Source organism: Nonomuraea helvata (assembly GCF_039535785.1).
Lineage (GTDB): Bacteria > Actinomycetota > Actinomycetes > Streptosporangiales > Streptosporangiaceae > Nonomuraea > Nonomuraea helvata.
Genome location: NZ_BAAAXV010000005.1, coordinates 1,536,362 through 1,556,777, shown reverse-complemented (window position 1 = coordinate 1,556,777; position 20,416 = coordinate 1,536,362). Strand labels below are relative to the sequence as shown.

Annotated in this window: 22 protein-coding genes and 1 pseudogene; 11 read left to right on the top strand and 12 right to left on the bottom strand. The window is 68.4% G+C overall.

The features are described 5' to 3' along the window. The first annotated feature begins 2 nt into the window (after nt 1-2). From ABD830_RS26670 to ABD830_RS26655, 4 genes are all read left to right on the top strand, one after another. On the top strand, nt 3-644 hold the full coding sequence (locus ABD830_RS26670; RefSeq protein WP_344992688.1) for a hypothetical protein: 642 nt from the start codon (nt 3-5) through the stop codon (nt 642-644). Next, nucleotides 641-1,735 (top strand): C40 family peptidase, encoded by a 1,095-nt coding sequence (locus ABD830_RS26665; RefSeq protein WP_344992686.1) that lies wholly within the window; start codon nt 641-643, stop codon nt 1,733-1,735. The genes ABD830_RS26670 and ABD830_RS26665 overlap by 4 nt, the downstream gene beginning before the upstream one ends. Then, entirely contained in the window at nt 1,732-2,136 is a 405-nt protein-coding gene (locus ABD830_RS26660) for a (deoxy)nucleoside triphosphate pyrophosphohydrolase (RefSeq protein WP_344992683.1), read from the top strand. The genes ABD830_RS26665 and ABD830_RS26660 overlap by 4 nt, the downstream gene beginning before the upstream one ends. Nucleotides 2,137-2,749: 613 nt before the next feature. After that, entirely contained in the window at nt 2,750-4,030 is a 1,281-nt protein-coding gene (locus ABD830_RS26655) for a hypothetical protein (RefSeq protein ID WP_344992680.1), read from the top strand. A 45-nt stretch (nt 4,031-4,075) separates the two neighbouring features. On the opposite strand, the gene ABD830_RS26650 is transcribed toward ABD830_RS26655, so the two are convergent. The 7 genes from ABD830_RS26650 to ABD830_RS26620 form a co-directional block, all read right to left on the bottom strand. Next, nucleotides 4,076-4,828, bottom strand: a complete 753-nt coding sequence (locus ABD830_RS26650) for a succinate dehydrogenase/fumarate reductase iron-sulfur subunit (RefSeq protein ID WP_344992678.1) — start codon at nt 4,826-4,828, stop codon at nt 4,076-4,078. Next, entirely contained in the window at nt 4,825-6,723 is a 1,899-nt protein-coding gene (locus ABD830_RS26645; protein ID WP_344992675.1) for a fumarate reductase/succinate dehydrogenase flavoprotein subunit, read from the bottom strand. The genes ABD830_RS26650 and ABD830_RS26645 overlap by 4 nt, the downstream gene beginning before the upstream one ends. Nucleotides 6,724-6,735: 12 nt before the next feature. After that, nucleotides 6,736-7,521 (bottom strand): hypothetical protein, encoded by a 786-nt coding sequence (locus ABD830_RS26640; RefSeq protein ID WP_344992672.1) that lies wholly within the window; start codon nt 7,519-7,521, stop codon nt 6,736-6,738. Between the two features lie 187 nt (nt 7,522-7,708). Continuing rightward, a complete protein-coding gene (locus ABD830_RS26635; RefSeq protein WP_344992669.1) occupies nt 7,709-8,158 on the bottom strand; it encodes a response regulator in 450 nt (149 codons plus the stop codon). Then, nucleotides 8,151-9,296: a sensor histidine kinase gene (locus ABD830_RS26630; RefSeq protein WP_344992666.1), complete on the bottom strand. Its 1,146-nt coding sequence runs from the start codon at nt 9,294-9,296 to the stop codon at nt 8,151-8,153. Before ABD830_RS26630 ends, ABD830_RS26635 begins: the two co-directional genes overlap by 8 nt. After that, nucleotides 9,293-10,426 carry a PP2C family protein-serine/threonine phosphatase gene (locus ABD830_RS26625; protein ID WP_344992663.1) on the bottom strand — a complete coding sequence of 378 codons (1,134 nt, stop codon included), beginning with the start codon at nt 10,424-10,426 and terminating at the stop codon, nt 9,293-9,295. Before ABD830_RS26625 ends, ABD830_RS26630 begins: the two co-directional genes overlap by 4 nt. 33 nt (nt 10,427-10,459) lie before the next feature. Continuing rightward, nucleotides 10,460-11,389 carry a LysR family transcriptional regulator gene (locus tag ABD830_RS26620; RefSeq protein ID WP_344992660.1) on the bottom strand — a complete coding sequence of 310 codons (930 nt, stop codon included), beginning with the start codon at nt 11,387-11,389 and terminating at the stop codon, nt 10,460-10,462. A gap of 134 nt (nt 11,390-11,523) precedes the next feature. Here ABD830_RS26620 and ABD830_RS26615 point away from each other — a divergent pair, with 134 nt between their 5' ends. The 3 genes from ABD830_RS26615 to ABD830_RS26605 are packed head-to-tail and all read left to right on the top strand — an operon-like array spanning nt 11,524 to nt 14,935. Beyond that, on the top strand, nt 11,524-12,273 hold the full coding sequence (locus tag ABD830_RS26615; protein ID WP_344992658.1) for a succinate dehydrogenase cytochrome b subunit: 750 nt from the start codon (nt 11,524-11,526) through the stop codon (nt 12,271-12,273). After that, entirely contained in the window at nt 12,273-14,198 is a 1,926-nt protein-coding gene (locus ABD830_RS26610; protein ID WP_344992655.1) for a fumarate reductase/succinate dehydrogenase flavoprotein subunit, read from the top strand. Before ABD830_RS26615 ends, ABD830_RS26610 begins: the two co-directional genes overlap by 1 nt. Next, nucleotides 14,195-14,935, top strand: coding sequence for a succinate dehydrogenase/fumarate reductase iron-sulfur subunit (locus ABD830_RS26605; RefSeq protein ID WP_344992652.1), 741 nt, complete (start codon nt 14,195-14,197; stop codon nt 14,933-14,935). Before ABD830_RS26610 ends, ABD830_RS26605 begins: the two co-directional genes overlap by 4 nt. Nucleotides 14,936-15,302: 367 nt before the next feature. Here the strand turns inward: ABD830_RS26605 and ABD830_RS26600 are convergent. Further along, nucleotides 15,303-15,829, bottom strand: a pseudogene (locus tag ABD830_RS26600) (NUDIX domain-containing protein). A 221-nt stretch (nt 15,830-16,050) separates the two neighbouring features. Here ABD830_RS26600 and ABD830_RS26595 point away from each other — a divergent pair. Both ABD830_RS26595 and ABD830_RS26590 read left to right on the top strand, forming a co-directional pair. Next, nucleotides 16,051-16,506, top strand: a complete 456-nt coding sequence (locus tag ABD830_RS26595; RefSeq protein WP_344992649.1) for a helix-turn-helix domain-containing protein — start codon at nt 16,051-16,053, stop codon at nt 16,504-16,506. A 2-nt stretch (nt 16,507-16,508) separates the two neighbouring features. Next, nucleotides 16,509-17,063 (top strand): PIN domain-containing protein, encoded by a 555-nt coding sequence (locus ABD830_RS26590; RefSeq protein WP_344992646.1) that lies wholly within the window; start codon nt 16,509-16,511, stop codon nt 17,061-17,063. Nucleotides 17,064-17,112: 49 nt separating this feature from the next. Here the strand turns inward: ABD830_RS26590 and ABD830_RS26585 are convergent, their stop codons facing one another. Next, a complete protein-coding gene (locus ABD830_RS26585; RefSeq protein ID WP_344992643.1) occupies nt 17,113-17,574 on the bottom strand; it encodes a MarR family winged helix-turn-helix transcriptional regulator in 462 nt (153 codons plus the stop codon). A gap of 83 nt (nt 17,575-17,657) precedes the next feature. On the opposite strand from ABD830_RS26585, the gene ABD830_RS26580 reads away from it, so the two are divergent. Beyond that, nucleotides 17,658-18,029, top strand: coding sequence for a VOC family protein (locus ABD830_RS26580; RefSeq protein ID WP_344992640.1), 372 nt, complete (start codon nt 17,658-17,660; stop codon nt 18,027-18,029). A gap of 48 nt (nt 18,030-18,077) precedes the next feature. Here ABD830_RS26580 and ABD830_RS26575 read toward each other — a convergent pair whose 3' ends face one another. After that, nucleotides 18,078-18,740 carry a DUF6461 domain-containing protein gene (locus ABD830_RS26575; protein WP_344992637.1) on the bottom strand — a complete coding sequence of 221 codons (663 nt, stop codon included), beginning with the start codon at nt 18,738-18,740 and terminating at the stop codon, nt 18,078-18,080. Between the two features lie 122 nt (nt 18,741-18,862). After that, complete coding sequence (locus ABD830_RS26570) at nt 18,863-19,405, bottom strand: TIGR03086 family metal-binding protein (RefSeq protein WP_344992634.1); 543 nt, start codon at nt 19,403-19,405, stop codon at nt 18,863-18,865. On the opposite strand from ABD830_RS26570, the gene ABD830_RS26565 reads away from it, so the two are divergent. Then, nucleotides 19,395-20,231 carry a DUF6597 domain-containing transcriptional factor gene (locus tag ABD830_RS26565; RefSeq protein ID WP_344992631.1) on the top strand — a complete coding sequence of 279 codons (837 nt, stop codon included), beginning with the start codon at nt 19,395-19,397 and terminating at the stop codon, nt 20,229-20,231. The two genes, ABD830_RS26570 and ABD830_RS26565, sit on opposite strands and share 11 nt — an antisense overlap. On the opposite strand, the gene ABD830_RS54325 is transcribed toward ABD830_RS26565, so the two are convergent. Continuing rightward, the gene (locus ABD830_RS54325) at nt 20,215-20,382 is read right to left on the bottom strand and encodes a hypothetical protein (protein WP_378520703.1); all 168 of its coding nucleotides are present in this window, start codon (nt 20,380-20,382) and stop codon (nt 20,215-20,217) included. The genes ABD830_RS26565 and ABD830_RS54325 overlap by 17 nt on opposite strands. Nucleotides 20,383-20,416: the final 34 nt, after the last annotated feature.

Genomic DNA, 20,416 nt, shown 5'->3' with positions numbered 1-20,416 from the left:
ACATGGCGGAGCGAGGTGACAAGCGCGGGGTGGCTTTCGCCGCCATCGTCGTGGTCATCGCCGCGGTCGGCATCTACCTGACGATGTGGCCGGACTCGGGGAACGACCAGGCCGATCCCAAGCAGGAGCCGGCCAGGGCCGCGAGCGCGCACCCCGCGCCGAACACGCCGCTGGCGACCGCGAGCGGGGCGCCGTTCGACGTCTACTCGTACCTGCCGATGAAGAAGGAGCAGCTCGCCGCGGCGGCGGACCTGGCCGAACGGTTCACCGCCGCGTACGGCACCTTCCGGTACGACGAGGACCCGGCGGCGTACGCGGCCCGCGTGAAGGTGTTCACGACGCCTGAGCTCGGCAACGAGCTCACCAGGACCCTCACCTCGGCCGGCACGGTCGAGCAGAACCGCAACGACCAGGTCGTCTCCAAGGCCACGGCCCGGCTGAAGGAGATCAGGCAGATCGAGCAGACCTCCATCGTCTTCGTGGTCACGGCGAGCAGGCAGGTCACCGCGAAGAGCGGCGACAAGCAGCTCACGGAGGAGTACGCGGTCACGGTGAGCCAGGCCGTGGACGACTGGCGGATCTTCGACATCCGGCCTTCCGAGGAGGGCCAGGAGGGCGACGAGGAGGGGGACACCTCGGGGTGAAGCTCTCACGGGCCCGGCTCGCCCTCCTGATCGGCGCCGCCGGGCTGCTGCTGCTCGCGGCGGTCATCGTGTCGCCGATGCTGCTGATCTCGATGCCGTCGTTCCTCAGCGACGGCGGCACCTCTCCCGACTGCAACGACGGCAAGCAGGTGGAGGACGTGTCCGACTCGGGCGCGTCCGACATCCCTCCCGAATATCTGGACCTATACAAGAAGTACGGCAAGAAGATCGGCGTCCAGTGGAACATCCTGGCCGCCGTCGGCAAGCGGGAGACCGACCACGGCCGCTCCGACCTGCCCGGCGTCAAGAGCGGCACGAACTACGCGGGCGCGGCCGGGCCGATGCAGTTCCTGATCTCCACATGGGGCGGCAAGGCCAGGGTCCCGATGTCGTCGAAGTTCACCGGGTACGCCTCCGACGGCGACGGCGACGGCGTGGGCGACATCTACAACCCGGCCGACGCCATCCTGGGCGCGGCCAGGATGCTCAAGCGCAACGGGGCGCCCGAGAACGTGCGGCAGGCGCTGTTCGTCTACAACCGGGCCTGGTGGTACGTCGACCAGGTCGTGGAGATCGCCAAGAGGTACGCCAAGTCGGGTGAGCTCAAGGTGCCGCCGCAGGCCTCGAAGGAGTGCGACGAGCCGCTGGTGGAGGCCGCCCCCAATGACATCGTGGCGAAGATCATCGAGTACGCGCTCGCGCAGCGCGGCAAGCCGTACCTGTGGGGCGGGACGGGGCCCGACGCCTTCGACTGTTCGGGCGTGATCTACGCCGCGTACCGGGCGGCGGGGCTGTCGATCCCCCGTACGACGTTCACGCAGTGGCCGTTCGGGGTGAAGGTCTTAGAGGGCCAGGAGCAGCCGGGGGACCTGGTGTTCTTCAACGCGGGGCCGGGTACGGGCCCCGACCGCCCCGGCCATGTGGGGCTGGTCGTGTCGAAGGGCAAGATGCTGGAGGCCAGGTGCCGGCTGTGCGGGCCGATCAAGGTGACGAGCTACCAGGCACGTGACAACCGCATGGGCTTCACCCGTCCCCTCCAGAACCCCGACGTTCTCGAACAGCTCAAGAAGCTGCAGAATCCTTCCTTGTGAACGAATTCGACACGGTCGTGGTGGCCGCGGTGATCGTCGGTCCGGGCGCCCGGGTGCTCGCCGCCCAGCGCGCGGAGCCCGTCGCGCTCGCGGGCGGCTGGGAGTTTCCCGGCGGGAAGGTCGATCCTGGGGAGAGCGAGGCGGAGGCGCTGGTCCGGGAGTGCCGCGAGGAGCTCGGCGTGGAGATCGCGGTGGGCGAGCGGGTGGGCGGGGACTGGCCGCTCTCCGCGGGCTATGTGATGCGCGTCTGGCTGTGCTCGCTGGCCTCCGGCGTGCCGGAGGCTCGGGAGCACCTGGAGCTGCGATGGCTCGGGCCGGGCGAGTACTTCTCCGTCGAGTGGCTGGGCGCGGATCTGCCTGTCATGAAGACTGTGGAAAATCTACTGCTTTCGCGGGATTAGGGCGTGCCTCTGGGTGACACAATGACTACTACGGGTGACATGTCGCGATGGGGGAGTTGTGGAGTGATGCGGCGTGGCTGGGTCATCGCGGGGGCACTGATTCTGGCGGTGCCGTCCGTTCCCGTGGCGGTGAGCCAGATGTCGCTGGTTCTCGACGGTGCCGATGAGCCGGGGAAGTGGATCAGGACGGGTGACGTCGAGCGGTTCCGCGTGCGGATGGACGAGGTCGCCGCAGTGCCCGTAGCTCAGACGGAAGCGCCCGCCGGGACCAGGGCGAAGCGGCGTGGCACCGGCGCGCTACGCCCCGCCCTCGTTGTGCGGGCGGCCCAGGGAGCGGCCCCCTGGCCGTGGGAGCCGGTCGCGGCGCGGAGGCCGGTGAGCCCGGCCAGATGGACGGGTCCGCTGGATCGCGCGATGGAGCTGCCGTTCGTCGCGGGAGGCATCGGGGTACTTCTGGGTGCTCTGTGGTGGATTGGCACGGTACAAAGACGACGAAAATGCAAAACGTAGGTTAATCCCGGCTTTACTGTTACTTTGACCAGACTAGTATTCCCTTGACCAAGGTTCTGGGACTGCGCGGAGGGCACCGGTGGCACGCAGGCAAGCGACGGCCGTGTCCGCTATCGTCCTGGCGTTGGGGTTAGCCGGCGCCGGAGTGACCCCGTTCATCGTGCAGAGCGCGAGCGCCTCCGTATCGGCGTACGACCCCGTCGACCCGTGCGACGCCGGTGAGTTCTGCGACACCACGCCCGAGACCACCGTGACGGTCACGGAGACGGCGGGCTCGCCGGAGCCGGAGCAGCCCGAGACGACGATCACCAAGACCGTCACGTCGACTCCGAAGAAGCCGACCAAGACCCCCACGCCGAAGAAGACCACGTCGGCGCCGGCCCCGGCCACCACCCCGCCGACCCTCCCCACGCAGAACCTCCAGCCTCTGCCCACGCAGAGCGCCGAGGTGCCGGAGACGACCCCCGCGCCGCGCACCTCCGACGAGGCCTCCGTCGACATGCCGCAGGTCGCGCCGATCGAGACGGCGACCACGGCCACGGCTACTCCGACGCCCACCGACACGCAGCCGGCCTCCTCCTCCGAGGAGGTTCCGCTGGAGCTGCGTAACGCGGCACCGGAGTTCGACCAGAAGTCGCTGGCGCAGAAGCTCAGCATCCCGGCGCTGGTGCTGGTCCTGCTGGCGCTCTTCGCCGTCCTGATCTTCGAGGGGCGGCTGCGCCGGATGGCCCACGCGGCGGCGGTGCGCAAGGCGGGACCGCAGCCGGTACGCCCGGACATGCCGCCGGCCGGGGGCTACCCCGCCGGGCCCGGTTACTACACCACGGCCGGCTTCCCCGCTCCCGGGTACCCGGGCGGCACGGCGTACGCGCCGATCATCAGCTTCGTGCCGGTGCAGACGTATCCGGCGGGACCTGTCCCCCCGGTCTACGAGGAGCCCCAGTACCCGCCCCAGGGGTACGCGCAGGAGGCCGCGGCGGAGCCCGTGGTGCTGCACCCGGACGAGTTCGACTCCTTCAGCCACGAGCCGCCCAAGGCCAAGGACTACCGCGACCCGTTCGAGCCGCTGGTCCCGCCGGTGCAGCCGCCGGCGGACATCCCGCCGGGCGGCTCCGGCCCGTACGAGAACGAAGGCCAGGAGCGCCCGCTCGGGCCGGCCTCGGCGGCGGAGACCGGCGACTCGGAGCCGTGGCAGGGCCAGTCCATGTTCGAGCCGCCCGCGTCCCGGCAGCAGGAGTACGAGCCGCCGCCCTACCTGGCCCCCGACGCGGACGCGACCGCCGTCCAGCCGCTGCCACAGGCGCCGGAGGAGCCGGCTCAGGGTTCGGAGCCCACCAAGGAGATGCCTGACCCCAAGCGCAGGCGCTGGGGCCGTAAGAAGTGAAACGAAAGGGGGGCTGGACATCCAGCCCCCCTCATTCGTGTGTGACTACTTCGAGCGCTTGAAGATCTTGTTGCCGAGCCACACCAGCGGGTCGTACTTCCGGTCCACCACGCGCTCCTTCATCGGGATGAGCGCGTTGTCGGTGATCTTGATGTGTTCGGGGCAGACCTCGGTGCAGCACTTGGTGATGTTGCAGTAGCCGAGCCCGTGCTGGTCCTGCGCCGCCTCCTGGCGGTCCGCCACGTCGTACGGGTGCATGTCCAGCTCGGCGATCCGCATGAGGAAACGGGGGCCCGAGAAGTTGGCCTTGTTCTCCTCGTGGTCGCGGATCACGTGACAGACGTTGTTGCACATGAAGCACTCGATGCACTTGCGGAACTCCTGGGACCGCTCGACATCGACCTGCTGCATCCGGTACTCGCCGGGCTGGACGCCGGCCGGAGGCGTGAAGGACGGGACCTCCCTCGCCTTCTGGTAGTTGAAGGAGACGTCCGTGACGAGGTCCTTGATCACCGGGAACGTCCGCATCGGTGTGACCGTGATGGTCTCGTCCTCCTCGAAGGTGGACATCCGGGTCATGCAGCCCAGCCGCGGCTTGCCGTTGATCTCCATGCTGCACGAGCCGCACTTGCCCGCCTTGCAGTTCCAGCGCACCGCCAGGTCGGGCGCCTGCGTGGCCTGGAGCCGGTGGATGATGTCGAGGACGACCTCGCCCTCGTTCACCTCGACGGTGAAGTCCTCGAGCTTGCCCTCGCCGCCCTCACCGCGCCAGACCTTGAACTTCGCCTTGTAACTCATTTCGAAATCCCGTCGAACTCGGTCATCTCTTCGTCGGTGAGGTACTTCTTCAGCTCGTCCCTGTCGAACAGGGTGATCAGGTCGTCGCGCATGGCCGGCTGGAGCTTCTCCTCGACCGTGACCGCGGAGCCGTCCTCGGTGGAGCAGACGAGCAGCTTGCGGCGCCAGTCCGGGTTCATCCCCGGGAAGTCGTCGCGGGTGTGCCCGCCGCGGCTCTCCTCGCGCAGCAGCGCGGCGCGCGCCACGCACTCCGAGACCAGCACCATGTTGCGCAGGTCGATGGCGAGGTGCCAGCCGGGGTTGTAGATGCGGGAACCGGCCGCGCCGACCAGCCGCACGCGCTCCTTGAGCTTCTCCACGACCTGGAGCGCCTCGGAGACCTCCTCGGCCTTGCGGATGATGCCGACCAGGTCGTTCATCGTCCGCTGGAGCTCGTGGTGGACCTCGTACGGGTTCTCGCCGTCGCGTCCGAGCGGCGCCACCGCCTCCTCGCGCGCCTCCTCCACGAGCTCGGGCAGGAGCCTGGGCCTGGACTCCAGCGAGTCGACGTACGCCGCCGCGCCCGCGCCCGCCCGGCGCCCGAACACCAGCAGGTCGGAGAGCGAGTTGCCGCCCAGCCGGTTGGAGCCGTGCATGCCGCCGGACACCTCGCCCGCGGCGAACAGCCCCGGGACGGCCGCGGCGCCGGTGTCGGCGTCCACCTCGACGCCACCCATGATGTAGTGGCAGGTCGGGCCCACCTGCATGGGCTCGGCGGTGATGTCGACGTCGGCCAGCTCCTTGAACTGGTGGTGCATCGACGGCAGCCGCTTCTTGATCTCCTCGGCGGGCAGCCGGGTCGAGACGTCGAGGAACACGCCGCCCTGCGGTGAGCCGCGACCGGCCTTGACCTCGGCGTTGATCGCGCGGGCCACCTCGTCACGCGGCAGCAGCTCCGGCGGGCGCCGGTTGTTGGCCTGGTCGGTGTACCAGCGGTCGCCCTCTTCCTCGGTGGTGGCGTACTTGTCCTTGAACACGTCCGGGATGTAGTCGAACATGAAGCGCTTGCCCTCGGAGTTGCGCAGCACGCCGCCGTCACCGCGTACGGACTCGGTGACGAGGATGCCGCGCACGGACGGCGGCCAGACCATCCCGGTGGGATGGAACTGGATGAACTCCATGTTGATCAGGTTGGCGCCGGCGAGCAGGGCCAGGGCGTGGCCGTCGCCGGTGTACTCCCAGGAGTTGGACGTGACGACGTACGACTTGCCGATGCCGCCGGTGGCCAGGACCACGGCCGGGGCGTCGAAGAGCACGAAGTTCCCGGTCTCGCGCCAGTAGCCGAACGCGCCGGAGATCCGGTCGCCGTCCTTGAGCAGCCGCGTGATCGTGCACTCGGCGAAGACCTTGATGTAGGCCTCGTAGTCGCCGTGCTTCTCGTAGTCCTCCTGCTGGAGCGCGACGACGCGCTGCTGCAGCGTGCGGATCAGCTCCAGCCCGGTACGGTCGCCCACGTGTGCGAGCCGCGGGTACTCGTGCCCGCCGAAGTTCCGCTGGCTGATCTTGCCGTCCTTGGTGCGGTCGAACAGCGCGCCCCAGGCCTCCAGCTCCCAGACGCGGTCAGGCGCCTCCTTGGCGTGCAGCTCGGCCATCCGCCAGTTGTTGAGGAACTTGCCGCCCCGCATGGTGTCACGGAAGTGCACCATCCAGTTGTCGTCGGAGTTGACGTTGCCCATCGCGGCGGCCGCGCCGCCCTCGGCCATGACCGTGTGGGCCTTGCCGAACAGCGACTTGCACACGATCGCCGTCCGCTTGCCCTGCTGGCGGGCCTCGATCGCGGCCCGCAGGCCGGCGCCGCCCGCGCCGATGACGACGACGTCGTATTCGTGACGCTCTGTGTTAAGCGAGTTTTCCACTGAAGCTGGTCCTTACGCGTACGGGAAGGCGATGATGCCCTTGGCCACCAGGCGGACGTACAGGTCGGCGCCCATGACGGAGAACATCGAGGCCCACGCGAGGGGTTGGTGCTTGGCGTTGAGCTTGGAGACGAACGTCCAGGCCCGGTAGCGCAGCGGGTGACGGGAGAAGTGGTTGAGCCTGCCCGCCGTGATGTGCCTGCAGGAGTGGCACGACAGCGTGTAGGCGTTGATCAGGATCGCGTTGACGATCAGGACCCAGGTGCCCAGGCCGATCGGCTTGTGGACGAGCGCCAGGACGGCGTCGTAGGCCAGGATCAGGCCGACCACGATGGCCGCGTAGAAGAAGTACCTGTGGATGTTCTGCATGATCAGCGGGAAGCGCCGCTCACCCGTGTACTTGCCGTGCGGCTCCTGAACGGCGCACGCCGGCGGTGACAGCCAGAACGAGCGATAGTAGGACTTGCGGTAGTAGTAGCAGGTAAGCCGGAACCCGCCCGGCAGGCCCAGGATGAGCAGGCCCGGCGGCAGGGCGTACCAGTCGCCGAACGGCGCCAGGCCGAACAGCCGTGCCCCCTCGGGACACGACGTCGCCAGGCACGGCGAGGCGAACGGCGCTATGTAGGGATCGACGAAATAGCTGTTATCGATGATCGCCCACACGCCATAGACAAGGAACGAGCTGAGCCCGAGGAATGTCAGCAGCGGGACCAGCCACCATCTGTCCGTGCGCAGCGTGCGCACCTTGACCTGCGCTCGCTGCCTTCTGACAGGGGCTTCGGGCGTCGTCTGGGTCATCGCGGACCTCTCCACCTCCCGCGGACCATCGCGCATGGGGTCCGTGGTTTCGTTTCGCTGGGCGCGCGTGCGGTAGCCGCTCAGGCGCGCATTGGTGGGGGATACGTTACGACGACAGCATGGAAAATTGTGAGCGGGGTCACTCACAATTTCGATGACTTGCTGTGATTCCTGTCACGTAGGCCCGTCAGGAGCGTTGCCCCTTGGCCGGCAACTTAACCACTGTCACGAAAAAATCATCGATTTGCCGGACAACCCGGATAAATTGCTCAAAGTCCACCGGTTTGGACACATACGCGTTGGCATGCAGCCGGTAGCTGTGCAGGATGTCCTCCTCCGCCTCGGAGGTCGTCAGGATCACCACGGGGATCGTCCGCAACGCGACGTCCGCCTTGACCTCCGCCAGCACCTCCATGCCGCTCATCCTGGGCAGGTTGAGGTCGAGCAGGATGAGGTCGGGGCGCGGCGCGTCGGTGTAGCCGTCCTCATTGCGGAGGTACGCCATCGCCTGCTCGCCGTCGTTGACCACGTTGAGCCGGTTTCGCACCTTGTTGAAGTCGAAGGCCTCCTTGGTCAGCAGGATGTCGCCCTGGTCGTCCTCCACCAGGAGCACCTCGATCGGGCGCCCGTCATTCATCGTCGTCTCCAGCAGCCGGCAGGGTCCATCGGAACGTCGCGCCCTGACTCTCCGCACCGCCGTCGAGCCAGAGCTGTCCGCCGTGATATTCGACGATCTTGCGGCACAGGGCCAGTCCGATGCCAGTGCCCGGATAGACGTCGCGGGGGTGGAGCCGCTGGAATATCAGGAAGATACGGTCAGCGTACTTGGGCTCGACCCCGATGCCGTTGTCCGCGCAGCTGAACTCCCACATGTCGCCGGACCTGCGCACTCCGATGTGGACGCGCGGAGCCGCCTCGGAGCGGAACTTGACGGCGTTCTCGATCAGGTTCTGGAACAGCTGGGTGAGCTGCAGCCGGTTGCCCCTGACCTTGGGCAGCTCGTCCCTGGTGACGGTGGCCTCGGTGTCCTCGATCGTGCCCGACAGGTTCTCCAGCGCCGCGTCGAGTGCCGCGCCCGACTCGACCACGGACTTCTCGCCGGTGATCCGGCCGACCCTGGAGAAGTCGAGCAGGTCGTTGATCAGCAGCTGCATGCGCTTGGCGCCGTCGACGCTGTAGTGCATGTACTGCTTGGCCCGGTCGTCGAGCTGGGAGCCGTAGCGCTGCTCCAGCATCTGCGTGAAGCTGGCGACCTTGCGCAGCGGCTCCTGAAGGTCGTGGCTGGCCACGTACGCGAACTGCTCCAGCTCCCCGTTGGACCTGCGCAGCTCCTCCGCCTGGTCGGCGGCCGCCCGCCAGGCCGACACGATGCGGCCGCGCATGGAGTCGATGTGGCTGGACAGCTCCGCCAGCTCGGCCGGCCTGTCGACGTGCAGGGTGTGGTCGAAGTCGCCGGCGGCGACCGTACGCACCTGCTGGGCGAGCTGGTCGACGGGCTTCAGCACGGCGTACCGGATGATGAACGCCAGCGCCGCGACGAACACGAGCATCGCCGCGAAGAGCACGATCAGCGCCACGTTGAGCCGGGCGAGCTGCACCTCGACGGCGGGTGCCTTCGCCAGCTCGCGGGCGCGCGAGCTCATCATCATCGCGACCACGATCCCGGTCAGGAGCACGACGCCGGCGATCACCCCGATGACCAGGAACCAGCGGGCCACGGGCAGCCTGCCCAGCCCGGTCGGCTCCTTGGCGGGAGGCAGCGGGGTGATGTTCACGATCTCCTCCTCCGTACCAGGACCGCGGCGAGGTCGTCGCTCAGCTTGCCCACCCGGGTGATGAGCCGGTCGAGATCTATGGTGCCGTGCTCGCGTACGAGGTCGAGCAGGCCCTCGACACCGAGCAGTTCGTCGCGCTCGCCCACGGTCGCCTCGATCAGGCCGTCGGTGTAGAGCATCATCGACCAGTCCTCGCCCAGCGGCACGTCGATCACCGGCCACTCCGCGTCCGCGAAGATCCCGAGCGGCGGGCCGGAGGGCGTGCCGTCCACCACCTGAACGGCGCCGTCGCGCACGAGCACGGGCGGAGGGTGCCCGACCACGCGCATCCTGGCCAACCGCAGATCAGCGGTGATCGTGGCCATGCACAGGGTGGTGAAGATCTCGGGGGTCTGGCGCTCGGCCCGCAGCAGGGCGTCGAGCGTGCGCAGCAGCGTGTCGTCCGTCTGGCCGGCGAGCACCAGCGTGCGCCAGGCGATGCGGAGCGCCACGCCGAGCGCGGCCTCGTCGGGGCCGTGGCCGCACACGTCGCCGATCACGACGTGCACCGAGCCGTCAGGGGTCTGCACGGTGTCGAAGAAGTCGCCGGCCAGGGTCCCGCCGCTGCCGGGCAGGTAGCGGGTGACATGCTCGATCGCCTGGGTGTGCAGGAGGGGGCTGGGGAGGAGGGCGTTCTGCAGCCTGGAGTTCTCCTTGGCCGTCAGCTCCGCCTGCACGAGCCCGAGCTGCGCCAGGTCGGCCCGCTTGCGCTCCATCGAGTATCTGATCGCCCTGGCCAGCAGTCGCGCGTCGATGTCCCCCTTGACCAGGTAGTCCTGTGCGCCGGCCTGCACAGCGGCCACGCCCACGTGCGCGTCGCGGAGACCGGTGAGCACCAGCACGGCGGTGTGCGGCGCCAGCGCCAGCACCTCCTCCAGCGCCTCGAGCCGGGTCGCGTCGGGCAGCGAGAGGTCGACCAGCACGCACTGGATCTGGGGCGTCAGCTTGGCCTTGGCCTCCTTCAGGCTGCGCGCCCAGAAGATCTTCGGCGGCGCGTCGGCCTCGTTGAGCAGCTCCTCCACGAGGAAGGCGTCACCGTCGTCGTCCTCGATGAGGAGCAGCGTCAGCGTTTCTGAGAGATGTCCTGTCACAAACGCCTCACCTGGAGTCGGGCCCGTCGATGTTCATTCTGCGATGAGCTCCACCCCTTGCGGAAGCGTGCCCTCGTGACCCGCCTCGACGACGAACGACAGCAGGCTCTCCCTGAACGCCTGGGCGGCCCTGGTCGGCTCGACGTCCTTGCGGTGGGCCAGCGCGATCGTACGGCTGAGCCCGGGCGGCGCGAGCGGCGTGCCCGAGAGCCCCGGGCGGCCGTCGAGCACCATCGAGGGCACCACGGCCACGCCCAGCCCCGCCTCCACGAACCTCAGCACGGCGTCCATCTCGCCGCCCTGCACCGCGAACCTGGGCTCGAACCCCGCCTGCCGGCACGCCGCCAGCGTGGCCTCCCGCAGGTCGTAGCCGCGTCTGAACATGACCATCTGACGCCCGCGCAGGGCTTCGATCTCCATGTACGGGCCCCTCAACCGCTCGTGCGAAGGCGCGACGACCACGAGATTCTCCCGAAGGATCTCCTCGGTCACCAGTGCGGGGTCGTCGCTCTGCAGCGGCATGATGATCAGCGACATGTCGAGCTGCCCCCGGGCCAGCGCCCTGACCAGGTCACGCGAGCCGCCCTCCTCCACCAGCAGCTCGATGCCCGGGTACGCGCGGTGGAAGCGGGCCAGCGCGTCGGCCAGCAGCCCGGCGCAGAGCGAGGGCGTGGCGCCGAGCCGTACGCGGCCCCTGCGGAGCCCGGCGAGCTGGGCCACCTCCTGCCTGGCGGTGTCGGCGTCGGCGAGGATCCGGCGGGCGAGCGGCAGCAGGGCCTCGCCGGCGGCGGTCAGCGTGACGTTGCCCCGCGCCCGGGAGAAGAGCGGGGCGCCCAGATCGGCCTCCAGGGCCTTGATCTGCTTGCTGAGCGACGGCTGCGCGACCCTCATGCGCTCGGCGGCCTGGGTGAAGTGCCTGGCCTCCGCGACGGCGACGAAGTACGCGAGCTGCTGCAACTGCATGTGATTTTCCTCGCACCGCGTGCCTGTCCTGGGTCTGCGTGACCGTGCAAACCAAGGATCATAGCCACAGGCTATCGAAACCAGACCCGTCATGACTTGGACGGATCAATGCTGGATATCTAGCTTCTGAAGATGTGACTGCCACGATAGAGCGCGGCGCTGCCACCGCGCCTGTTCCAGCTCCCAAGAAGGCTCCAACGAGCAGGAGGCCCGAGGGGTTCCTGCGCTCGTCGAACGGCAAGAAAGTCGTCATGGCCGTCACGGGTGCCGTGATGGTGTCGTTCCTCGTCCTCCACATGCTCGGCAACCTCAAGATCTTCCTCGGCAAGGACTCGTTCAACGAGTACGCGCACGCGCTGCGCACGCTCCTCGAGCCGATCGCGCCGTACCGGACGGTGCTGACGGTGCTCGAGATCGGGCTCGTCGTCTCGGTCGTCCTGCACATGTGGGCCGCCATCTCGCTGGCGCGGCGGGCCCACCACGCCAGGCCGGTCAAGTACGTCGCCAAGAAGTCGCAGGCGAACGGCTACGCCACGCACATCATGCGGTTCGGGGGCCTCACGATCCTGCTCTTCGTCGTCTGGCACCTGCTCGACCTCACCTTCGGCGTCGTGAACCCCAAGGGGTACGACTCCGCCCCCGCCGACCGCATGATCGCCGGCTTCGACCCGTCCCGGTGGTGGGTGACCCTGATCTACCTGGTGGCCGTCGTCATGGTCGGCCTCCACCTGCGGCACGGCATCTGGAGCGCCTTCCAGACGCTCGGCTGGGCCAACCGCACGCGTGACAAGGCTCTCCGGCCCATCGCCGGGCTGCTGTCCATCGTGCTGGTCATCGGCTTCCTGGCCCCGCCGCTCGCGATCACGTTCGGAGTTGTGAAGTGATGAAGTTTTCGGAAGGCTCCGAGATCCGGGACACCAAGGCTCCGGCCGGGCCTATCGAGGAGCGGTGGGAGAAGCGGAAGTTCAGCGCGAAGCTGGTCAACCCCGCCAACAAGCGCAAGCTCAACGTGATCGTGGTCGGCACCGGCCTGGCGGGCGGCTCGGCCGCCGCGACGCTGGGCGAGCTGGGTTACAACGTCAAGTCGTTCTGCTACCAGGACTCCCCGCGCCGCGCGCACTCCATCGCCGCGCAGGGCGGGATCAACGCCGCGAAGAACTACCGCGGCGACGGCGACAGCATCTACCGCCTCTTCTACGACACGGTGAAGGGCGGCGACTTCCGCGCCCGCGAGTCGAACGTCTACCGCCTCGCCCAGGTCTCGGTGAACATCATCGACCAGGCCGTGGCGCAGGGCGTGCCCTTCGCCCGTGAGTACGGAGGCCTGCTGGACACCCGCTCGTTCGGCGGCGCCCAGGTCTCCCGTACCTTCTACGCCCGCGGTCAGACGGGCCAGCAGTTGCTGCTCGGGGCGTACCAGGCGCTGGAGCGGCAGGTCGCGGCCGGGACCGTGACCATGTACACGCGGCACGAGATGCTCGACGTGATCGTCTCCGACGGGCGGGCGCGCGGCATCATCGTGCGCGACATGGTGACCGGTGAGATCGAGCGCCACATCGCCGACGCCGTGGTGCTCGCCTCGGGCGGCTACGGGAACGTGTTCTTCCTGTCCACGAACGCCAAGGGCTGCAACACGACGGCGATCTGGCGGGCGCACGAGCGCGGCGCGTACTTCGCCAACCCCTGCTACACGCAGATCCACCCGACCTGCATCCCCGTCTCCGGCGAGTACCAGTCGAAGCTGACGCTGATGTCGGAGTCGCTGCGCAACGACGGCCGCGTGTGGGTGCCGCTGCGCAAGAACGACACGCGGGCCCCCGGGGACATCCCGGACGAGGAGCGCGACTACTACCTGGAGCGGATCTACCCGGCCTTCGGCAACCTGGTCCCGCGCGACATCGCCTCCCGCGCCGCCAAGAACGTCTGCGACGAGGGTCGCGGCGTCGGTCCCGGCGGTCTGGGCGTGTACCTGGACTTCCGCGACGCCATCAACCGTCTCGGGCGCGACGCCGTGGAGAAGAAGTACGGCAACCTGTTCGAGATGTACGAGCGCATCACCGGCGAGAACCCGTACGACGTGCCGATGCGCATCTACCCGGCCGTCCACTACACGATGGGCGGGCTCTGGGTGGACTACGACCTGCAGTCGACCATCCCGGGGCTCTTCGTCATCGGTGAGGCCAACTTCTCCGACCACGGCGCGAACCGCCTCGGCGCGTCGGCGCTGATGCAGGGGCTGGCCGACGGATATTTCGTCCTTCCGACCACCCTCGGCGACTACCTGGCCGCCGGGCCGTTCGGCGACGTGGACGAGGAGGCCGTCGCGGAGGCCGAGATCAAGGTCCGCTCGAAGATCGACCGGCTGCTGGCCGTGAACGGCGACCGTACCCCTGACTCCTTCCACCGCGAGCTGGGCAAGCTCATGTGGGACTACTGCGGCATGGAGCGCACGGAGGAGTCGCTGCGCAAGGCGCTGGAGCGCATCCCCGAGCTGCGCGAGGAGTTCTGGCGCAACGTCAAGGTGACCGGGACCGCCGAGGAGCTCAACCAGGTGCTGGAGCGGGCCGGGCGCGTCGCCGACTTCTTCGACCTGGCCGAGCTCATGTGCCTGGACGCCCTGGTCCGTACGGAGTCCTGCGGCGGCCACTTCCGCGCCGAGTCCCAGGACTCCGACGGCGAGGCGCTGCGCGACGACGAGCACTTCGCGCACGTGTCGGCCTGGGAGTTCTCGCCTTCCGGTGAGCCGGTGCTGCACAAGGAACCGCTCGAGTACGAGTACGTCAAGATGAGCCAGCGGAGCTACAAGTGAACTTGACCCTGAAGGTCTGGCGTCAGAGCGGGCCTGCCGATTCCGGCCGGATGGTGACGTACCGGGTGGAGGACATCTCGCCCGACATGTCCTTCCTGGAGATGCTGGACGTCCTGAACGAGCGCCTCATCCTGGAGGGCGACGATCCGATCGCCTTCGACCACGACTGCCGCGAGGGCATCTGCGGCATGTGCGGCATGGTCATCAACGGTGTCGCCCATGGTGAGCAGCGCGCCACGACGACGTGCCAGCTCCACATGCGTCACTTCGAGGACGGCGCCGAGATCACCATCGAGCCGTGGCGCGCGGCCCCCTTCCCGGTCGTCAAGGACCTGGTCGTGGACCGCAGCGCCTTCGACCGGATCATCCAGGCGGGCGGCTTCGTCTCGGTCCCGGCCGGCTCGGCCCCGGACGCCCACAGCGTCCCGGTACGCAAGGAGGACGCGGACGCGGCCTTCGACGCGGCCACGTGCATCGGCTGCGGTGCCTGCGTGGCGGCCTGCCCCAACGGCTCGGCCTCCCTCTTCACCGCCGCCAAGATCACCCATCTGAGCCTCCTGCCCCAGGGCCAGCCCGAACGCCTCTCGCGCGCCAAGGCCATGGTGGACCAGATGGACGCGGAGGGGTTCGGCGGCTGCACGAACACGGGGGAGTGCACGGCGGTGTGCCCGAAGGGCATCCCATTGGACACGATTGCCCGCATGAACGCCGACTACCTCAAGGCGAACGCCAAGTAGTAGGTCGCCCGGCTCCACCCGCCCGTTGCCCATCTGGGTGGTGAGCCTGCTGGACCCCGCCCCGAGCAAAAAGGGCTTCGCAAAGGAGCGCTTCGCGCTCGGGGCTCAGGCTGTCCCTCTTTAGGCGCCTACCGGCGCAACCCACGCCTTCGGCGCCTGGCCAGGCCCGCCCGTTGCCCGGTTACCGGCTGGGCCTGCTGGAGCCCGCCCGAGCGGTCCTCGCTCCGCTCGGGCGCCCTTCCTTTCAGGCGCCCTTCGGGCGCACCCCACGCGCCTTCGGCGCCATCGCCGATACCGGCTCGGTGCTGGAGTCATCCTCCTGAGTGGGCCTCACCTTGCTCGTCCCAGGACGTGCCTTCGGCGTCGTCTAGATGATGGCGCTGAGGAGGTAGAGCAGTGCATTCATGCTGGTGCCGCTGACGATATCGCGCTTGTCGATCAGACGGCGGACATCGGCGAGCGGTACCCACTCGATGCGCTCGGCCTCCCATGCTTCGGTGGGCGGCCCGATGTACTGGGCGCTGTCGGCGCGGAAGATGTGGTGCTCGGAGTCGGAGATGCCGTTGGTCGCTGGGTGTAGAGCAGAGGGCGCAACGGGCCAGGTCGCCAGCCGGTCTCTTCCTCGACCTCACGGGCAGCGGCTGCGATCGGTTCCTCGCCGTCATCGATCTTCCCGATCGGGATCTCCCAGCCCCAGGTGTCGGTGATGAAGCGGTGCCGCCAGATCAGCAGCACACGGTTCTGCTCATCGATGACCGCTGCGCCGGCTCCCGGGGCGGTGCGGATGAGCCGATGATCGAGATGTCTCCCGTCCGGAAGCTCGACATCGGCCACGCGTACATCGAGCCAGCGGTCAGCGTACAACGGTTCTTCCGAGTGGACCTGCCAGCGCATGCGGCTGCTCCCTGGGTGGACGCCTGAATCGGCACCACGCTACAAGGGATTGCCGGCCTGCCCCCATCCGCTGGCAGACGTCCCTGCTCCATCACGGGGGTCCCGCACTGGCCGCTCTGAGCGCCCGGGCCAGACATCCAGACCCCGGGCGCAACCACGCCGCATGTCGCACCTTGCGTCTGCTTCGTTTATTGCGGATACTGCGATAAGGAGGTGTCGCGGTGGCAGACGTCCAGGCCAAGCGGGTTCAACCCGGGATCATCGATGCCGAGATAGCCGGTCGCGCCGTGCGGCGGATCAAGGACTACCTCATGCGGTATCCCGAGCAGTCGACTATTCGCGTCGCAGGCGAGCACGGTGACGAGGATCCGCTGATCTTGCCTCGTGAAGCTGTGAGCTTGCTCGCCTTCGTCCTCGCTCAGGCAGCTGAAGGACGGGGAGTAACAGTAATCCCGTCCCACGCCGAACTGACGACACAGCAAGCGGCGGACATGCTGAACGTCTCACGCCCCTATCTAATCAAGCTCCTTGAGGCAGGAGAAATACCTTTCCGGTTGATCGGCAAGCACCGACGCATCACGTATGAGGATCTTCACGAGTACAAGCGTCGCGACGACGCCAAGCGGCGTACGGCTGCCGATCAACTCTCTGCGCTCGGCCAAGAGCTGGGCATCTGAAAATGGCTTTCGTAGTCATCTATGACGCGAACGTCCTGTACGGCAACACACTTCGCGACCTGCTCATCCGCCTCGCGATGACGGGACGCCTGCAAGCCAAATGGACAAACAGGATTCTCGACGAGATGCACCGCAACCTTGCTGCCAACCGTCCCGACATTTCAGAAGAGAAGCTGGGCAAGCTCCGTCTCCTCATGAACTCGGCTGTAAGGGATTGCCTGGTCGAGGGGTATGAGCCCCTGGTAGAAGGGCTGAAGCTGCCTGATCCGGACGACCGGCATGTGCTCGCTGCGGCGATCAAGGCCAGGGCGCAGGTGATCGTGACGTTGAATCTCAAGGACTTTCCTCCGGAGGACTTGGCTGCCTGGGACATTGAGGCCAAATCCCCCGATGACTTCGTGCTGGACCTGATCGACCTGGACGGAAGAGTCGTATGGGCCTGTGTGCAGCAGATCGCGGATTCGCGCATTAGCCCGCCAGAAACCGTTGACGACGTGCTCGACGCATTGGAGGCTGCCGGCCTCGTCGAGTCAGTTGCCGCCCTTCGGGGCGGATAGGCACCTCGACGGGTTTGCGCCGATTTACCGACCGCAGTGCGTCAGCAGGTCAACCGCCCAGGGCCGCCGCCATGCGGTCGAGGTCGGTGAGGATGGCGGCCAGGCGCCGCTGCGGGATCGCCTCGACCATGTCGCATTCGATGGCATAGACGGCCGAGCGGGCCGCGTCGAGACGACGGCGACCCTCTGCGGTGAGGTGGGCGGGAAGGGCGCGCCCGTGGTCGGCGGCGGCAGGCCGGGTGATCAGGTCCGCGTCCTGGAGGCCGCGGAGGACCACGTTCATGGACTGCCGGGTGACGAACGTGCCTCGGGCGAGCTCGGCGTTGGACAGGCCGGGCTGCTGGTCGAGGAGTTCGAGGCAGGCGTACTGCGGCACCGTCAGGCCGTGCTCGCGCAGGGCCTTGTCCATGGCGTTGCGCAGCGCCGCGGCGGCGCGTTTGAGTCGGTATCCCACGTGCTCGGTGACGTCCTCAGCGAGGTGGGGCGGGTCCGTCGGCTTCGGGTCTTCCATGTCAGGATTTTGACATACAGAACGGTGGCGCGTACAGTCCCTAATGTCAAAGTCCTGACATGCAAACGACTCAAGGAGAACCCATGACGGTCACCGTTGACGGCCCCGACTTCATCGCTCTGCAGGTACGCGATGTCGAGGCGGCGGCCACGTTCTGCGAGACGCACCTGGGAATGCGGCGGGCACCGGTCTCGCCGCCCGGTGCGGTGGTGTTCACCACCGAGCCGATCCCGTTCGCCGTCCGCGAGCCGCTGCCGGGCGTGGATCTCGACGGCGTCGCGCGTCCCGGGCTCGGGGTGGCCCTGTGGTTCCGCACGGCGGACGCGCAGGGGCTGCACGACCGGCTCGCCGCCGCCGGGGTGCCCATCATCAGCCCGCCGCAGGACGGGCCCTTCGGCCGCATGTTCGTCTTCTCCGGCCCCGAGGGCTACACCCTCACCGCACACGGAGGCTGACCATGGCGGCCCTGGCCATACGGGTGCTGCCGGGCGGCCACATGGCGATCATCTCTCCGTGATGGGCCCCACGAGCATCGGGCGGTCGAGCATGTCCGGCGTGAACGGCACCCCGGTGACCTTCGCCGCCAGGGCGAAGGCCCTCGGCACGGCGGCCCGGTGGTTGTCCTCCCAGGCGGCCTCCCACGCGGCGTCGTCCTCCGGCTCGTCCAGCCCCATGCCCAGCTCCCGCATGAAGGCGTTGAGCCGGTCAGGGTCGGAGCCGTAGCGCTCGTACGGGTGCCCCAGCCGGTAGCCGGTGACGATCGTGCCGTCGATCGCGTACTCGAAGCTGTGCTCGGCGGCGTAATCGTGCCGGGTGACCGCCAGCACCTCGCAGCCTCGTGACAGCTCGGTCACCACCTCGTGGAGCGTGACCATCCAGCCGTGGGGCTCGACGGCCACGCACCACTCGCCGGCCTGGAAGACGCCCACGTGGCCGCCGCCGTCACCGCCTGCCGTCTCCTCGACGAACTCGTAGGCCTTGGCGTCGAGCCCGTCGAAGTCCGACTCCTGGCCGGAGTCCTCGCCGCGGCTGAAGCGGCGCACCACCCCCGCCGGCTCGAGCCCGCGGAAGAAGGCCACGCTGAAGATCACACCCAGTGGGCCCTCGCCCGCGCCCTCGGGCGCGTCGAGCCACTGGAACGGAGCCAAGGGGTCGGTTGTCGTCATGCGGGCGATGGTGGCAGGCCGCACCGACATTCAGCTGAGATCGCCCGCCGGGCCGAAGCGGTCGCCGGCCCTTCGGACGGTTCTCCGGCGAGCGGGTGGAGAACGGCGCCTCCGGGAGGCGATCACGCTTTCCAGGCCGGATCCCGGCCGATGACGCCGAGCAGCCGGTCGAACGCGGGGGCGTCGTCCGGCACCGCCACCGGCGGCCCGAAGGCGCCGCGCTGCCTGCCCATCTCCACCATCTGGTCGGTGAAGTGCAGCGCCCGGGAGACGGCCTCAGGGGCCGGCTCGTACTTCTGGCCCGTGGCCCTGGCCAGGTCCCAGCCGTGTACGACCATGTCGACGAGGTACATGTGGGCCAGCACGCCCATCGGCAGGCCCATGTCCGGGCTGGTCCCCTCCCATGCCTCGGGCCGCGACCAGGCGGCCAGCGTGCGCTCCGCCCGCTCGGGGAAGTCACCCGCGTAAGGTCCCTGCTCGAGTCTCGGCCCCTTGCCCGCCAGCGACTCGAACATCTCCGCCACCCACTCGAGGTGGCTGACCAGGTCCTTGACGTCGAACTTCGCGCACGGTGTCGGGAGCCCAAGCTGGTCCTGCCGTACCGTGCGCACCAGCTCCACGGTCCGTTCGGTGGCACGCGTCATCAGCGGCATCATGTCTTCCATGGCAGCCATGGTGCCCCGTCTGTCTGAGGCGCGGCTTGTAGAAACGCGACAGCGTGGCTGGGTCAACCCGTACGCCGGCCTCAAGGCCTTCGATTACGCCCGTCAGGCTCCATCGCCCGAAATTTCGGCGTATGTGGGTCATTTCTGGGTCGTCACGTGGACCGATCTCGCCGAGCCGTATGAACAGCGCATCGTCTCGCACCCCACCGTCAACATGACGATCACTCGCGACTTCCACCAGATCGCGGGAGTGATCAGGGGCGGGTTCTCCTACACGATGCGCGCCAGCGGCCGCGTGATCGGCACGCGCTTCCGCCCCGGCGGCTTCCGGCCGTTCCTCGGCGGTCCGGTGTCCCAGCTGACCGGCCGCTTCGTGGAGATCGGCGACATGTACGGCAGGGCGGGCGCGACCCTGGTCGAGCAGGTCCTGGCGGAGGCCGATGCTCCGGCCGCCATCGCGCTCATCGAGAGGTTCCTGCTGAGTCTGGGGCCGGAACGGGATCCGGTGGCGGAAGAGGTCGCGGCGCTGGTGGCGATGGCGGAGGACGACGTGTCCGTGACCAGGGTCGACGAGCTGGCCGCCAGATCCGGGCGGTCGGTGCGTTCGCTGCAGCGGCTGTTCAGGGACTATGTGGGCATCGGCCCCAAGTGGGTGATCCGCCGCTTCCGCCTGCACGAGGCGGCGGAGCGGATCCACCAGGGCCTCGACCTCGCCACGCTGGCCGCCGAGCTCGGCTACACCGACCAGGCCCACTTGACCCGGGACTTCACCGCCGCTGTCGGCATGCCACCTGCCGCATACGCCAGGCTCAGCAGCCAGTCCTGATCAAGCGGCCATTGCAGCCGTCAACAATGATCCGGAGCCGGGCGGTCTTGCCCTGGGCGGCCACCTTGGCGCGCTGCATGCTGTCCTTGAGCCCGGCGTACAGCGGCCAGAGATCCTTGCGCAGCTGCTCGCCGACCGGCGTCAGCCGCACCGTGCGGCTGGTCCGCTCGAACAGCAGGGCGCCG